Source organism: Pseudalkalibacillus sp. R45 (assembly GCF_052246725.1).
Taxonomy (GTDB): domain Bacteria; phylum Bacillota; class Bacilli; order Bacillales; family Fictibacillaceae; genus Pseudalkalibacillus.
This window is the reverse complement of record NZ_JBQQCL010000019.1, coordinates 36,318-50,961: the sequence shown is the minus strand read 5'-3', so window position 1 is coordinate 50,961 and position 14,644 is coordinate 36,318. Positions and strand designations below refer to the sequence as shown.

Sequence of the window (14,644 nt, the reverse complement as noted above, 5' to 3'; positions counted from 1 at the left end):
CGTACCGAAATAGTGGGATGGCGAAAATTTTAGGGGGAACACGTCCATGGAACAGAAACAGATACAAATTACAGAACAACCAAGGACTAGACAGAGTCTGAAAAAAGATCTCCATACACTAGGGATAAAAGAAGGTATGACATTGATGGTACACACTTCATTAAAGTCTTTAGGGTGGGTTTGCGGTGGATCGCAAGCCGTCATTCAAGCTTTGATGGACGCGATTACTCCGAAAGGGACCTTGATCATGCAAGCCCATTCGGCAGATCTCTCGGATCCCGCGTACTGGGTAAATCCACCTGTTCCAAAGGATTGGTGGGAAACCATCAGGGAGACAATGCCTGCATTCGATCCAAGAATGACGAAAACAAGAGGGTTAGGGATCATTCCTGAACAATTCAGGACGTATCCAGATGTTTATCGAAGCTACCATCCGAATATGTCTGCTGCAGCATGGGGAAAACAGGCTGAAGTAATCACCAACAACCATACACTTGATAATGGATTGGGAGAGCAGTCGCCCATTGCAAAAGCTTACGAACTTGATGCATATGTGTTGTTTTTAGGAACTGACTTCGATACACATACTTCCTTTCACCTTGCTGAGCATCGATCCGGTGTTCGAAAGACCGTGTCAAGAGGTGCGCCGATCATCGAAAATGGTAAACGCCTATGGAAAAATTATCTGGAGATCGATTACGATGATGATCCATTTGGGGAAATCGGAAAAGCTTTCGAAAACGTAAATGAAAACATTCTGAAGGGCAAGGTCGGTTCTGCACATTGCAAATTATTTAAACAGAGAGAATCCGTTGATTTTGCGGTGAATTGGTTTGAAGAGCAGAGAACGGATCAGGATTGAGGAGAGTTTGGGGTGGGAGTGTAGTAACATCGTACCAAATCACGAAATTAATGATGGTATTTACAAAATTACTCGCACCATTTATAAAGAAAACTTGGCAAAGCCAAGCCTTAGCGCAGGTTGAGCCTTAGTTGCCCTTATATTGAAGAAAGTATCTATACTTTCTTTAAATGCAAAAATAAACGGCTGACACTCTTCGTCAGCCGCTTCATTCTATACTTTCTTCAGTATCAGTTCAACTAAGGATCAGCCTTCGCCATAAGCTTGACTTCACCTAGTTTCCTTTACTGTTCAGGTTGCTCTGGAGTTCCGTACAATTCTTCCAAAGGCTTTGTAACGATTTTATTGATGTCCTGGATAAGCATGCTTACGCGTTGCTCTGCGCTCATCAATTTAGAAATCACTTCGTTTTGCTGTACAAGCTCGAAAGTTTGTTGAGCTTTCTGTGCCTCTTCTTCAGTGATCTGCTGTCCTTGCATTTGCTTTTGTTGAAGCTCTACTTGCAAGTTACGAAAGTTTTCGAACATGTTCTTGACGCTTTCGTCTGCATTCACTTGATCATATAAGCTTTGAAGCTCCTTGAAGTCATCACTTTCACGTATTGCATTTTCTAAATTGTATGCCGCATCATGGACATTTTTACTCATAGTTAGCCTCCTAATAATTAATAAATGCCGTTACTATTAAGCACCGTTACCACTATAACAGGCTTCAGGTCATAAAGTAAACCAAAAGACCCTGTATAAAGCCGATAATCCCCCCAAGCAGTGCACCAAGGTAGGTAATCATCTTCAATTCCCTTCTAGAAATCGATAGCACCATCTCTTCCAAGCGTTGAACAGAAAACGTTTGAACCTGCTGACGGACCAATTCTGACAACTGTAGCTTTTCCATGATTTTTTCCATATTGTCACCTACCCAGCCTAATGAACGATCGACAAGCTCGGGAATGACTTTCTCTTCAATCGTAGGACGATATGGGTGAATCAATTCATGAAGGGGTCTTGAAAAAATCGTTTCCGTATCAATCTGCCCGATAGCCCAATCCACAGCCTTATCCTGAGAATCCCTCAGTTTCAAAAGCTCGATGAAATCAGATACAGGACGTTCCTTGAAAGCATTCCATTCTTTAGCTATAACACGCTCCATCATGTAGGCAACTGTTTCTTTCCTAAGGATTTTGATCAACTCTGTTTGTACTTTATCAATCAAGCTCTCGTTCCCAAGGAACATATTGATCATATTTCCCAGCATACCTCTTCCAGCTAGAAATTCATCAATCAATTGTTTCAGCTGACGTTTCCCTTCAACACTTGTGACAAAATCAATCAGCTTCGTTTGAATGAACCTTGTCGTTTCTGGTATGTAAGCTTCCATCCGTCGGTTCATCGATTCCGTTAGGAGAGATTTGATTGGTTTTTCTCCTAGACGATCGATCGTATCTTCAATTCGATCGTGCAGAAAAGTTTTCAGTTTATCGTCGAACCGTTCATTGAACTGGGCTTGGTTCAGAAATTCTGCTGCAAGCTCATTGATCGTTTTATCGGTTTCCAGCTGCTTTCCGACTTCGTTTTGACCCCAATGCACAAGTTCTTTTTTAAAATGGGATTGAGCTAACTTTTGTTGCAGTCCTTCTTTAGTAATCAAGTGGTTGACGACCATCTGACCTAGTTGGACCGCAAGCTCTTCTCGCCGTTTCGGTATCAGACCGGGAGTAAACGGGAGTTTGAAACGCCCGATGTAGATCGCTTGATAAGGGCGGAAAAGCATTTTGATCGCGAGTGAATTGGTAAAGCCCCCAATTGCTGCTCCAATGGCGACCATCATCAATATTATCCATATGAATTCCATCAAAAACCAACCTTCCGTACTTATGTCACCGTTTATCATTTCTTACCATAGTATACGATATCCACACCCGCCTATAAAGAAAACTTGGTGAAGTCGAGTGAAGCGAAGACTGAACCATAGTCGCACTTATGTCACGAGGTATAAAGAAAACTTAAAAGTCAAGCCGAAGGCGCAGATTGAGTTTTAGTTGCACTTATGCCATAAGGCGTAAAGAAAACTTGGTGAAACCGAACAAATGGTGTTAAAGAGTACTCAAATACATGATAATCCAATTTTGAGGTACTCTAGAAAACTTATGAAGTACTCTAAATCGCTAGCCAGGATAACAAAATGCAGGTTGATCTCTGCGATAACTACTAAATAAATGAGGGAGTACCATGGGCAGGAAAATCAAGATTTATTTTTCGTACACAGAAACAACTTCCTCAAACCCATATAAACTTTGGCTCAGCAACCATCTTTTCACTTATTTGGGCATCCAATTAAACGAAAGACTTTGGCTCCGCTTCGGCAGTGAACGAATATTAGTGACATGTATAACAAAATTGGATGATTCCTATTTTACACTATCCGTGCCGAAAGAAATCCAGAAAGATCATTATCTTCCCGTTCCTGATCAATACTATACACTGACCTACAATCCACTTTTAAAAGAATTACGAATTGGCCCGATCATAGCGGTGTTAGCTGAAAGAACAGGAGAAATAAACAACCCTTTTGGAAATATCACTGCTTTTTCAAAAGAAATCGCAACTCTATGTAAAGATCACCTCGCCACGTTCTACCTGTTTTCACTACAAGATGTCCACTCCAATTGGATACATGGCTTTACGATGAAAGAGGATACACTCACTCAAAACGTCTTTCCATATCCAGATATCATCTATAATCGAATATCCAGCCGTACAACTGAGGGTTCGGAGGCATGCATACGATTTTTCAGACATTGTCAGGATTTTGGAATTCCATATTTTAATGACCATTTCATCTCTAAGTGGGATGTTTTTCACATATTAGTAGAACGTGACGCTTTAGCTGCTAACCTACCTGAAACCCATAAAAAAATCGATGAGGAAACATTGATGAAATTAATGACAAAACACGTTTCATTGTTTTTAAAACCAGACCATGGCTCAGAAGGGAGAGGGATCATCCGAATCACAAAAGAACCTGAAGGAAAATTCAAACTAGAATCATCAAAAGAAATTGATCCTCCACTCCCCTCTTTATCCACAAAGGGTGTATTGAATTTCATCAATCAATTCGTACCAATGGAGAATTATATCATTCAGCAAGGGGTTCCCCTGATGACCCATTCGAATGGGAATGTCGATTTTCGAATCCTGTGTAACCGGAACGAAAAAGGCGATTGGTGCATCACCTCAAGTGTTGCAAGAGTGAGCGATTCGAATCCGATCGTGACGAATATGGCGTATGGTGCCAAATCTTATCCTTTAACTGAACTGTTGTCCGCATCCTTTGAAACAGCAAAAGCCAAGGCGATCAAAGCTCTCCTTTATGAACTGTCCTTGGAAGTAGCAGAAAGTCTTCATCTGTATGCGGATGGTATATTCGGTGAATTTGGCATCGATTTCGGGATTGATAAGAGCGGACACCCGTGGATCTTGGAAGTGAACTCAAAACCATCTAAGCACTATACGACTGCTCTAAAACAAGGAGAAATACGACCATCAGCCCTAGGTGTTTTCTTGTTTGCAAACTATCTATATACACATGACTTGAGTAACGAGTTTCGAAAGGAGTATGATCATGCTTAACCCTCAATCGATTTCCGTTGTCGAGGAAAAGGAAGATGTCATCTACACACCGTTCAGCCTCTTTCAACAATGGGTGATGAACCGGTCCTTCCCTTCAAAAGTCATGTATGGACAACGAGAAGTAACCGTTACCATCCAGCCACATCCAGATCGTAAGGAACAATATATGTTATCAACAACCCTCTGTAATAAATTGAAGCTCCTAAAAGACCAGCAACACCATATTTATGAATCGAATGGCACCTTGCACATTGGTCCAGTAGTCGGAATATTTACTGCTGGATTTACAGGTGGCACTTATAAGCCGATTGGAGAACGTTCCTCCATGTTTGCAAAACTCCTTTCTGAAGCTATGCAACTGGGTGTGACTGCGTATGTTTTCGGTACACATCATATCGATTGGAACGAAAAAAAGATCAATGGTTATATTTTTGACAAATCAGGGTGGAGTCAGCACCCGCTCCCATTTCCAACTCTCGTTTATGATCGTCTTCCAAACCGGCGGATTGAAAGGTTACCTGCCACCACAGAAACAAAAATGAAGTTCGAACAGGAAACGAACATGCTCTGGTTCAATCCTGGATTTTTTGATAAGTGGTCGGTCCATGAACTTCTGTACGATAACAAGCATGTCCGCAATTATTTGCCTGATACCTTGAACTCTCCTGAAGCGTCACAAATCGAAGAAATGCTTCACCGTTACAAAAATGTCTATGTAAAACCTACAAATGGAAGCCTTGGAATCGGCATTCAACAAATCATCAAAAGAAGAAAGGATCCCTTCTACTATTGTAAATTCCGGACCAATGGTCAAAATCGCTTGAGGCGTTACACATCCTTAAAAAGGTTACTGCGACAACAATTTTCGAAAGGACTTGAAGGGTATATGGCCCAACGCGGCATTCACCTGCTTAGTTGTAACGGAAAACCGATCGATTTCAGAGTCCATACGAACCGGAACCGGGATGGGGATTGGGAAGTCAGCGCAATCGCTGCAAAGCTCGCTGGAACAGGAAGTGTAACCACACATGTAACAAGCGGAGGAAAAATCCTTACCCTGCAAGATATTGTGAATGAAATGGGGAAATCCAAATCCATCACACAAGATATTAAAATAGCAGCGTTGAAACTTAGTGATTCACTATCTGAAAAAATGGAAGGAGTCATAGGAGAGATCGGTTTTGATTTGGGAATCGACCATGAAGGTGCAGTCTGGTTATTTGAAGCGAACGCCAAACCAGGACGCGGGATTTTCAGTCACCCGAATTTAAGTGCATCCGATAAAAGAACTTCCAGACTTCTTTTCGAATTCTCGATATATTTATATGAACAACTGATTAAAAGACAGGTTGCGGTGAAAAGATGATTTCGATCAGCTGGGACGTGGAGTCTGAAAAGTGGTGTCATCATGAAAAGGATGAAACACTCATATGGGGAGCGGCAGATGAGCCCCTCCCCTTTTCCGAGTATAGGAACAGCAGTCTCAACCTTACATTGAAAAAGAAAGAAGGTAACAAGACGGGACCTATAATTGGGATTCTTACATCCGCAAATGCCAGCCTCCCGTTTATCGGAAATATCGATACGTTCAACCGTTTGATCAGTTATGTCCATGAAAACGGCGGGCTTGCAGTGGTTTTTTCATCTAAGGACATCTCAACCACCCATATTCATGGCTATACTTATGACCCAATTACGCTGATGTGGAAACGCGTGAGGACCCCTCCTCCTGATTTCGTCTATAACAGGATTCCTTATAAAAAGGACGAGAACAATAACGAATTCCATCGTTTGCTATCCTGGCTGGACGATTTTTCTATCCCGTACTTCAATCTGTGCTTCTTTCCAAAGTGGGAAACCTACTTGATCCTGAATGATAACACGATTTTGCAATCGTTTTTACCTGAAACGAAATTGATACGCTCAAAAAAGCAGCTGAATGACTTTTTGAATGAGCATGGCCAGATCCTTATCAAACCAAGTGCAAGTTCAAAAGGAAAAGGGATCTTTACATTGCATCAAAAATGGAGCGAAAGCCTTCTCTATCGATCGAATAAAAGAAGAATGCGGACAGATGTCGATCAAATATGGAACATCCTACAGCATGAAAAGAGCTTCATCATGCAGCCATTCATCCAGCGAAAAACGTATCAAGGCAGACCATTCGACTATCGCATCCTTGTCCAAAAACTCGAAAACAAGTGGCATGTCACAGGGTATGGTTTACGTTGTGCAGGGGTTAACCGTCTGACGACCCACGTCCCCTCAGGCGGAGCCCTTTTACCTTCAGATTTCGCCCCTCTTCATTTGGACACTATTCGGAACATCGCATCTGAAACAGGTTCCACACTTGACCAATCCTTAGGCCCTGTCGGGGAGTTTTCAATCGATCTAGGTGTAGATACGGGGCAGCGGTATTGGATATTTGAAATCAATTCAAAACCGATGATTTTTGATGAAATTGAAATACAAAAAAAAGCCCTGAGAAACTGGTATCAGCAAATATTAGAAATGTCAGGATTTCCCCGTTCGGACATAAAAGACCCTCCCCTCACTCATACTAGTGAAAAAGGAGGATGAACGATGACCAATAAAGATGAAAAAGGATCCCAACATGAAGGACGAGACCGTTATTTCATGGATATCGATCGTATGATCAACGAAGGAATGGCTGGAGGAACGGTTTTCAGACCAGACGCTCAAGCACAAATCGATGAGAGCAGACCGCTTTATGAAGAAGAGCCGCCAGTTGAATATAAAAACGAAAACAACGATAAATAAAGAAAACGTGGCCTGGAGCGGAAATCTACGACTTTCAAGAGCAACAAAATTTGCGAAAACAGCCTTATGAAAAGAAGGCTCTGTTTTAGCGAAAAAATGACCCCAAAGGAATTATTCTTTTGAGGTCCTTTTTCCATGAATCATGTCACAGTTTCCCACTGTTATGAACGTTCTTGTTATAATAGAGGTATAACTATGCTGAAGGGGTTTTCGTTCATGTCTGAAATCAAGAAATTGCAGAAAATATTCGGCAGAAATGCATTTGTTCATGCAACTGATGCTAATGAAACAAAAAATTACACATGGTACCGCACCCCGGATGGTGAAGAAATCGGTGTGGATCTGGATGTGCTTTCTAGTGATTCAGAAAAATTACTTGGCGTTTTTCTAACTCCCTTATCCAACCGACCTATAAAGGAAGATGAAAACCAGCATGCCTGGTATGAGCTTCTATATAACAACCGGACCCCGGAATCCGCCCTCACATTTGAGCAAGGGCGTTTTTTGCATTTTAGTATCCATAGCCAGGATGTTGAGCATGAGTTATTCATAGAAGCGTTCCAAAACATGTTGTCTGAGGATGTCGTCCCTGTCTGGAAGGATCGTTATACAGGTGTTTTTGTTGAACCGCAAACAGAGCACCCAACTTCAATGGAGCAATTACTTGAATTACTCCATACGATTGAAAGTGATTTCTATATGAAAACATCACTTTTCATCGGTTCGACCTTCTCTTCCATTACTGAAGCAAAACATCAATTTGATAAGGAATCTTCTTTTTATAAAATCACAACGGAACATTTCCAAAGTAAACAACGGATACATACACTTTCTACCGTTCTACCTAAGGTTCTCCTCCATCACTCAAATAAAGAAGATACCCATTATATTTATGAGAAAGTCCTTAGTCATGTGGAACCTGATTTATTAAAAACGGTCAAAACATTACTCGACTGTAATTTGAACCATACACATGCCGCCAAAAAACTTTTCATTCATCGCAACAGTCTCCAATATCGGATAGAAAAGTTCACCGACCTTACTGGGCTTGACCCAAAAGAATTTGATGATGCCGTTACCATTCATTTGCTTCTCACCATAGAGGATTGAGAAGCATTTGTACAAATCGCCTAAAGCTCGCCAGAATTTTTGTGCATCCCTCCAATTTACGTTTGAAATGCTTAAGTCTACACTATAAATAACTAAAGTAAAGAAAACGTTTGCAAACGAGAGGAGATCCACAAAATGGCAGAAATCACAATGAAAAATATCGTAAAAGAATACGATAACAAAGTAACAGCGGTACAAGACTTCAATCTTGATATTAAAGATAAGGAATTTATCGTCTTCGTAGGTCCATCCGGTTGCGGTAAGTCAACAACATTACGTATGATCGCTGGACTTGAAGAAATTTCAGACGGTGACCTTCATATTGGTGAAAAACGCGTAAATGATGTAGCTCCTAAAGACCGCGATATTGCAATGGTGTTCCAGAACTACGCTCTTTATCCACATATGAATGTCTATGACAACATGGCTTTTGGACTTAAGCTCCGTAAGTTCGATAAAAGAGAAATGGACAAGCGTGTTAAAGATGCTGCCCGTATTTTAGGGCTTGAAGAATACCTGGATCGTAAACCGAAAGCACTATCGGGAGGTCAGCGCCAGCGTGTCGCATTAGGACGTGCCATCGTCCGTGACCCACAAGTCTTCTTAATGGACGAGCCGCTTTCGAACCTGGATGCAAAGCTCCGTGTACAAATGCGTGCTGAAATCACAAAGCTCCACCAGCGCTTGCAAACGACAACGATTTATGTAACACATGACCAAACTGAAGCAATGACAATGGCTACCCGGATTGTTGTTATGAAAGACGGTGTTATCCAACAGGTAGGTTCACCAAAAGAAGTGTATGATACACCTGAAAATGTATTTGTCGGTGGTTTCATTGGGTCACCAGCAATGAACTTCCTTCATGGGAAGCTACAGGACGATACGTTTGTAATGGACAACATCAAAATCAAAGTACCAGAAGGAAAGATGAAACTTCTTCGTGAAAATGGACATGCAGGTAAAGAAGTCATTCTTGGAATCCGTCCAGAGGACATCCATGATGAACCTGTGTTCACTGAAGCGTCAGAAGGATCGAAAATTACAGCAGCGATCGATGTTGCCGAACTGATGGGTGCTGAGACCTATCTCTATTCAACGGTTGCAGGTCAAAACTTCACTGCTCGTGTGGATTCACGAACAGATATCCAAAACGGACAGAAGCTTGATCTCGCTCTCGACATGAACAAATGTCATTTCTTTGATCCACAAACTGAAAACCGTATTCGTTAATTCGTTACAATACAACCTCACTGAACTAACCCAAAAGTGTCAGAGTCTCTCCGAACTTAACAACATACAAAATGTTGTGTTGGAGGTTTCTGACACTTTTCTTTTTTGGTTTCGTTAAATTTATGATGGATTTCTGACTATGTTTGATTTTACCGAAATTCACGACACTCCTGCGGGAAAAGCGAGTCAGGCAAGGCTACACACATTTTTAAAAGGCTCTTGGACTAACAACCCCAACGTCCTATGGTGAACGTCGAAGCCAACAGGTCCTGTGTAAGTGAGGAGGCTTGCGTATCGCCCGCGGAAAGCGAGTATATTTCCACGTCCATTACAAAAGGCTCTTTTCTAAAAGATTGTTGCTTTTTAGTTATTTTTAAAAACTCACCTTGTGCAAGTTGATTGGAGAGCAAGGTGCGAGACTCCTGCGGGATCAGCGGGACAGGTGAGACCATTCAATGTCGCAAGGCGACGAGTGGGCTCACCGCACGCCCCACGGAAAGCGAGCATCCTGGAGCGGAAATCAACGACTTTTAAAGAAAACTTGGCGAGACCAAGCCTTTTGTAGGTCGAGCCTTAGCTGCCCTTATACTGAAGAAAGTATTTTATACTTTCTTTAAGTGCAAGAGCAACAAAGTTTGCGAAAACAGCCTTACTAAAAGAGCTTACATTAAACTCTTTCCAAACATGCTTTTTTGAGAAGATGTACATACTACAATATAATTGACTTGATGAATAATTCTTATTAGAATATAATTTGTACTTATCCTATGAAAATAATCAGATTTAAATAACATAAAAGGGAGAAAAAACATGAAAAAGAAATACTTCTTACTTACACTGATTTCCGTACTTATGCTTAGTTTTATTTCAGCCTGTGGAATGAAAGATAATAAGGAAGGTGCCGGTGGAGATGAACGGGAAAAGCTGAAGATTGGAACAGAAGCCACTTATCCTCCATTCAGTTACCGTGACTCAGAATCCAATGAAGTAACTGGCTACGATGTAGATATTGCACGTGAAGTGGCAAAACGTATCGGAATGAAAGCTGAATTCATTCCAACAGAATGGAAAGGTATGTTCGGTTCACTAGACTCCAAACGTTTCGATATGGTAGCGAACCAGGTTACCATAACAGATGAACGGAAAAAAAAGTATGCATTCTCTGAGCCTTATACAAAATCAGGAGGACAAGTCATCGTTCATCAAGATAACAATGAAATAAAAAGCATCGAGGATTTAAAAGGAAAGACTGTCGGAACCACTCAGGGCAGCAACTATGCTGAGGCTGCAAAAGAAGCAGGGGCGAAGATCAAATATTATAAAGGGATCGCTCAGGTCCTTGCAGATTTGAATGTCAATCGAATCGACGCTGCATTGAATGACAGACTTTTCATCCAGCAGGAACTGAAAGACAGTAATTATGAGGTGAAACCTGTCGGGGATCCATTCAATGAAAATCAGATGGCATTTGCCTTCCGTAAAGATCAAAACGAACTGATTGAAAAAGTGAATAAAGCTTTGACCGAGATGAAAGAAGATGGCACAATCGCTGAAATATCAGAGAAGTATTTTGGAGAAGACGTAAGTGAATAAAGAAACATTAGACCTGATGATCAACTCCCTCCCGTTCTTACTGGAGGGAGTTCAAATTACCGTAATGTTAAGTGTTATTGCGATTTTCGCCTCTTTAATCTTAGGTCTTATCATTGTTTTGATGAGGATATCCGACTTTAAAATCCTTTCAGGGGTTGCACGGTTTTATGTATCCTTCTTTCGCGGTACACCTTTGCTCACACAGCTGCTTGTCATCTATTTTGGTTTGACATGGCTTTACACCTTTAGTGGTTGGCAAGCTGCAATTCTTGGATTGACATTACATTTCAGTGCTTATATTTCTGAATCTTATCGTGCATCTATTTTATCGATTTCGAAAGGACAATGGGAGGCAGGTTATTCACTTGGAATGAATACCGCTCAGGTTTTGAGAAGTATCATCCTTCCACAAGCCTGGAGACGATCGATCCCTCCTGTTTGGAATTCACTGATTGATATTGTCAAAGCGTCTTCCCTTGCTTCAGTATTAGCAGTCGAAGAACTTACAGCACGTGCGGAACAAATTGCCGCTTCCAATCTAGTCGTTTTCTGGATCTTCCTTGAAATCTTATTTATGTATTGGGCTTTAACGACAATACTAAGCATCATACAGACTTACCTGGAGCGTAAACTCAAAACTTAAGCTGATGCCGTTAAGAGCAATAGCCATTCGAGCTGTTGCTCTTTTTAGTTACATTCAGCTCTCCATTCATGGATCAACAAGACGTTATCTGCAGCACATTGTGTACAGTGGAAAACATGTGGACATTGTTTTTCCTGTTCATCCTCTGGATAGCCATCTTCCATTTTCAACGAATCGATATCGAAATACGGACTGTAGTCATCGTAATAGTCCATTACTCTTCCATTATCCTGCATCAACCCTAAACATGAAGGACAACGGTATTGTGTATCACTCAGTTGGTTACATACAGGGCACATCGACATGAAACCTACTCCTTTAATGGTTATTTCTTTTATATGAAAATGTGGAAAGAAGGGATGGATTTCTCCACCCCTTCGGAAGCCATAGTTTTAATGTTATCTTCCACCCATTTGTGATTGAGCTTGTTGAACAAGACGCTTAGTGATTTCTCCACCTACAGATCCGTTAGCACGAGAAGTTGTGTCTGGTCCAAGTTGCACACCAAATTCAGAAGCGATTTCAGTCTTCATTTGGTCTAAAGCTGCTTGAGCACCTGGTACTACCAATTGGTTACGGTTGTTGTTTTGAGCCATGTATCTCACCTCCTCCTTGGTACACATAGTTTGCGTTATTGAGAATGCCTTATTCATATATTTCGATTGGAAATTATTACAGCTATAGACATATCAGTATTAAAATAAACCTGATGATTAGGGATGCATCTAAAGAAAACTTGGCAAAGGTAATCCATTGCATAGGTTTTTTTTGTGCAAGGCTCTTTTCTAAAGAATTGTTGCTTTTTCATTTTTAAAAACTTACCTTGTGCAAGTTGATTGGAGAGCAAGGTGCGAGACTCCTCGAAAATGAAAATCGCATTTTCTTCGTGCGATGAAACGCTGCCGAAGCTTTCCTTGTCCTGCGGGATCAGCGTGCCTACTACCTGAATAATCTCCTCGCAAGGCATGCGACGAGGAAGCTCGCTTCGACAGGACTTTCTTGTAGATGCAGGAGCACAAATGCTTCCTTGAAAAGGAGTCTCCTGAGGTTGCAAGGGGGACGAGTGGGCTCACCGCACGCCCCGCGGAAAGCGAGCATCCTGGAGCAAAAATCAACGACTTTTAAAGAAAACTTGGCGAGACCATGTCTTTTGTAGGTCGAGCCTTAGTTGCCCTTATACTGAAGAAAGTATTTTATACTTTCTTTAAGTGCAAGAGCAACAAAATTTGCGAAAACAACCTTGTGCAAAAAAAAAACGACCAGGCTTCGCCTGATCGATTTAACCGATGATAACATGTTCTTTCGGATAATGATAGGTTTCTTTTACAATTTTACCTCGTATAATGAACAAGAAAGAGAGAATTCCTACACGACCAATGAACATCAATAAGATGACAATGATTTTGCCAAATGAGCTCAACTCTGGTGTCAGCCCCATCGATAAGCCGCATGTACCGAAGGCAGATGCAACTTCAAATACAATCGGGATCATTGGTGCAGATTCGCTATACATTAATAAGAGTACTGCAGTAACAAACATCATGACAGCAACACTAAGTACAACGAATGCTTTATGGACATCTTCCATTAACAGTTCACGTCGGAAGACTTTAATTGTCTGATTTCCTTTTGCAAACGATAGGATCGCTAAAATGACAATCACAAATGTCGTGGTTCGGATACCTCCCCCTACAGAACTTGGGGAAGCACCAATGAACATCAATGCCGATAGAAACAACTGAGTCGGCTCTGAAAACAAATTCATGTCCATTGTTGATAAACCGCCGCTTCTCGTCGTAACAGATTGGAATAAGGAATAAAACAGAGCTTGATGCCAGGACTTATCTTCATAAAATAAATCATGTTCTAGTAAAATGATAAATAAAGTCCCTGCCACAACTAAAAACAAAAAAGTGACAGTTGTGAGCTTTGTAAAGAGGGAAAATTGATATCTCCCGTTTTTTGAGATCAGATATTCTTTAACCTCAAGGAGTACCGGGAATCCGATCGCTCCTAATATCATCAGCAAAATGTTGATGAACTGAACAAAGTAGTCATCTGCAAATGGAGTCAAGGATTGTCCAGTGATATCAAACCCTCCATTTGTGGTCGCACTGACCGCAGCAAAGAATCCTTGCATAAATGATTGTTGCCATGTATCAAAATAATTTATGAAATAGACACCTAAAATCAATGTCCCAATTGACTCAATGATAAGAATCAGAAACAGAATCTGCTTCATGATCCTGACAAGACCTTGAAGGGTCGAGAGGTTTTGGTCAGCCATGATCAGTTGGCGTTCCTTCAATGTAATACGCTTACCAACCAAAAGCCAGATGAATGTACCCAGGGTCATGATTCCGATTCCACCGAATTGCAAGACAAAAGCCAAAATGAAATAACCGAATTCATTGAAGGTTTCTGCTGTATTGACAACAGTCAATCCTGTAACACTGATGGCACTAACCGCGGTGAATAGAGCATCTATGAAAGACCATTCCATCCCACCACGATGAGCGAATGGCAGACTAAGCAGCGAGGTTGCCAGAACTACTGCACCTAGATAGAACAATATGATCATTTGTACGGAAGTTAAACGTATTTTACGTAGTCTTGGGTTTCTTTTCATTTTCAACAACCTTTTACTGTGCCATATATAACGCATCTATCGTACCTAATTTATAGGGCTATGAAAACCCTATTTATTAAAATAGTCTTCCCATAATTGTAAATCGATTTGTTTTTTCTTCATTTTTTTATTAACACGCTTGTCATTAGGAAGTATAATATTGG

The 14,644-nt window shown here is 41.1% G+C and carries 16 protein-coding genes; 9 read left to right on the top strand and 7 right to left on the bottom strand.

What is annotated here, in order from left to right; genetic code table 11:
• Nucleotides 1-46 precede the first annotated feature (46 nt).
• Nucleotides 47-862, top strand: a complete 816-nt coding sequence (locus ACTWQL_RS21080) for an aminoglycoside N(3)-acetyltransferase (RefSeq protein ID WP_443144374.1) — start codon at nt 47-49, stop codon at nt 860-862.
• Nucleotides 863-1,146: 284 nt separating this feature from the next.
• Here the strand turns inward: ACTWQL_RS21080 and ACTWQL_RS21075 are convergent, their stop codons facing one another.
• Nucleotides 1,147-1,509 (bottom strand): YlbF family regulator, encoded by a 363-nt coding sequence (locus tag ACTWQL_RS21075; protein WP_443144373.1) that lies wholly within the window; start codon nt 1,507-1,509, stop codon nt 1,147-1,149.
• A gap of 64 nt (nt 1,510-1,573) precedes the next feature.
• Nucleotides 1,574-2,713, bottom strand: a complete 1,140-nt coding sequence (locus ACTWQL_RS21070) for a DUF445 domain-containing protein (protein WP_443144372.1) — start codon at nt 2,711-2,713, stop codon at nt 1,574-1,576.
• A 377-nt stretch (nt 2,714-3,090) separates the two neighbouring features.
• Here ACTWQL_RS21070 and ACTWQL_RS21065 point away from each other — a divergent pair, with 377 nt between their 5' ends.
• The 6 genes from ACTWQL_RS21065 to ACTWQL_RS21040 all read left to right on the top strand — a co-directional run bounded on the left by ACTWQL_RS21065 (nt 3,091) and on the right by ACTWQL_RS21040 (nt 9,615).
• Complete coding sequence (locus ACTWQL_RS21065; protein WP_443144371.1) at nt 3,091-4,491, top strand: YheC/YheD family endospore coat-associated protein; 1,401 nt, start codon at nt 3,091-3,093, stop codon at nt 4,489-4,491.
• Nucleotides 4,484-5,857, top strand: coding sequence for a YheC/YheD family endospore coat-associated protein (locus ACTWQL_RS21060; RefSeq protein ID WP_443144370.1), 1,374 nt, complete (start codon nt 4,484-4,486; stop codon nt 5,855-5,857). Before ACTWQL_RS21065 ends, ACTWQL_RS21060 begins: the two co-directional genes overlap by 8 nt.
• The gene (locus ACTWQL_RS21055; protein ID WP_443144369.1) at nt 5,854-7,071 is read left to right on the top strand and encodes a YheC/YheD family endospore coat-associated protein; all 1,218 of its coding nucleotides are present in this window, start codon (nt 5,854-5,856) and stop codon (nt 7,069-7,071) included. The genes ACTWQL_RS21060 and ACTWQL_RS21055 overlap by 4 nt, the downstream gene beginning before the upstream one ends.
• 3 nt (nt 7,072-7,074) lie before the next feature.
• Nucleotides 7,075-7,272, top strand: a complete 198-nt coding sequence (locus ACTWQL_RS21050; RefSeq protein WP_443144368.1) for a hypothetical protein — start codon at nt 7,075-7,077, stop codon at nt 7,270-7,272.
• Between the two features lie 216 nt (nt 7,273-7,488).
• Nucleotides 7,489-8,382 carry a PucR family transcriptional regulator gene (locus ACTWQL_RS21045; protein WP_443144367.1) on the top strand — a complete coding sequence of 298 codons (894 nt, stop codon included), beginning with the start codon at nt 7,489-7,491 and terminating at the stop codon, nt 8,380-8,382.
• Nucleotides 8,383-8,517: 135 nt separating this feature from the next.
• Entirely contained in the window at nt 8,518-9,615 is a 1,098-nt protein-coding gene (locus tag ACTWQL_RS21040) for an ABC transporter ATP-binding protein (RefSeq protein ID WP_443144366.1), read from the top strand.
• 224 nt (nt 9,616-9,839) lie between these two features.
• Here ACTWQL_RS21040 and ACTWQL_RS21035 read toward each other — a convergent pair whose 3' ends face one another.
• Nucleotides 9,840-10,067, bottom strand: a complete 228-nt coding sequence (locus ACTWQL_RS21035; protein WP_443144365.1) for a hypothetical protein — start codon at nt 10,065-10,067, stop codon at nt 9,840-9,842.
• Between the two features lie 358 nt (nt 10,068-10,425).
• Between ACTWQL_RS21035 and ACTWQL_RS21030 the strand changes: the two genes are divergently transcribed.
• Nucleotides 10,426-11,208, top strand: a complete 783-nt coding sequence (locus tag ACTWQL_RS21030) for a transporter substrate-binding domain-containing protein (RefSeq protein ID WP_443144364.1) — start codon at nt 10,426-10,428, stop codon at nt 11,206-11,208.
• Complete coding sequence (locus ACTWQL_RS21025) at nt 11,201-11,851, top strand: amino acid ABC transporter permease (RefSeq protein WP_443144363.1); 651 nt, start codon at nt 11,201-11,203, stop codon at nt 11,849-11,851. The genes ACTWQL_RS21030 and ACTWQL_RS21025 overlap by 8 nt, the downstream gene beginning before the upstream one ends.
• 44 nt (nt 11,852-11,895) lie before the next feature.
• On the opposite strand, the gene ACTWQL_RS21020 is transcribed toward ACTWQL_RS21025, so the two are convergent.
• The 4 genes from ACTWQL_RS21020 to ACTWQL_RS21005 form a co-directional block, all read right to left on the bottom strand.
• Nucleotides 11,896-12,156, bottom strand: a complete 261-nt coding sequence (locus ACTWQL_RS21020) for a hypothetical protein (protein WP_443144362.1) — start codon at nt 12,154-12,156, stop codon at nt 11,896-11,898.
• 93 nt (nt 12,157-12,249) lie between these two features.
• Nucleotides 12,250-12,447 carry an alpha/beta-type small acid-soluble spore protein gene (locus ACTWQL_RS21015; protein ID WP_221568817.1) on the bottom strand — a complete coding sequence of 66 codons (198 nt, stop codon included), beginning with the start codon at nt 12,445-12,447 and terminating at the stop codon, nt 12,250-12,252.
• Nucleotides 12,448-12,500: 53 nt separating this feature from the next.
• Nucleotides 12,501-12,818 (bottom strand): hypothetical protein, encoded by a 318-nt coding sequence (locus tag ACTWQL_RS21010; protein ID WP_443144361.1) that lies wholly within the window; start codon nt 12,816-12,818, stop codon nt 12,501-12,503.
• Nucleotides 12,819-13,130: 312 nt separating this feature from the next.
• A complete protein-coding gene (locus ACTWQL_RS21005; RefSeq protein ID WP_443144360.1) occupies nt 13,131-14,480 on the bottom strand; it encodes a TrkH family potassium uptake protein in 1,350 nt (449 codons plus the stop codon).
• Nucleotides 14,481-14,644 lie beyond the last annotated feature (164 nt).

What these genes read in the sequence shown, in the direction of transcription:
- ACTWQL_RS21050 (WP_443144368.1), top strand. Translation starts at nt 7,075, where the DNA reads ATGACCAATAAAGATGAAAAAGGATCCCAACATGAAGGACGAGACCGT.
- ACTWQL_RS21010 (WP_443144361.1), bottom strand. Translation starts at nt 12,818, where the DNA reads ATGCCTTGCGAGGAGATTATTCAGGTAGTAGGCACGCTGATCCCGCAG.
- ACTWQL_RS21045 (WP_443144367.1), top strand. Translation starts at nt 7,489, where the DNA reads ATGTCTGAAATCAAGAAATTGCAGAAAATATTCGGCAGAAATGCATTT.
- ACTWQL_RS21015 (WP_221568817.1), bottom strand. Translation starts at nt 12,447, where the DNA reads ATGGCTCAAAACAACAACCGTAACCAATTGGTAGTACCAGGTGCTCAA.
- ACTWQL_RS21075 (WP_443144373.1), bottom strand. Translation starts at nt 1,509, where the DNA reads ATGAGTAAAAATGTCCATGATGCGGCATACAATTTAGAAAATGCAATA.
- ACTWQL_RS21060 (WP_443144370.1), top strand. Translation starts at nt 4,484, where the DNA reads ATGCTTAACCCTCAATCGATTTCCGTTGTCGAGGAAAAGGAAGATGTC.
- ACTWQL_RS21055 (WP_443144369.1), top strand. Translation starts at nt 5,854, where the DNA reads ATGATTTCGATCAGCTGGGACGTGGAGTCTGAAAAGTGGTGTCATCAT.
- ACTWQL_RS21035 (WP_443144365.1), bottom strand. Translation starts at nt 10,067, where the DNA reads ATGGTCTCACCTGTCCCGCTGATCCCGCAGGAGTCTCGCACCTTGCTC.
- ACTWQL_RS21005 (WP_443144360.1), bottom strand. Translation starts at nt 14,480, where the DNA reads ATGAAAAGAAACCCAAGACTACGTAAAATACGTTTAACTTCCGTACAA.
- ACTWQL_RS21020 (WP_443144362.1), bottom strand. Translation starts at nt 12,156, where the DNA reads ATGTCGATGTGCCCTGTATGTAACCAACTGAGTGATACACAATACCGT.
- ACTWQL_RS21080 (WP_443144374.1), top strand. Translation starts at nt 47, where the DNA reads ATGGAACAGAAACAGATACAAATTACAGAACAACCAAGGACTAGACAG.
- ACTWQL_RS21030 (WP_443144364.1), top strand. Translation starts at nt 10,426, where the DNA reads ATGAAAAAGAAATACTTCTTACTTACACTGATTTCCGTACTTATGCTT.
- ACTWQL_RS21065 (WP_443144371.1), top strand. Translation starts at nt 3,091, where the DNA reads ATGGGCAGGAAAATCAAGATTTATTTTTCGTACACAGAAACAACTTCC.
- ACTWQL_RS21040 (WP_443144366.1), top strand. Translation starts at nt 8,518, where the DNA reads ATGGCAGAAATCACAATGAAAAATATCGTAAAAGAATACGATAACAAA.
- ACTWQL_RS21070 (WP_443144372.1), bottom strand. Translation starts at nt 2,713, where the DNA reads ATGGAATTCATATGGATAATATTGATGATGGTCGCCATTGGAGCAGCA.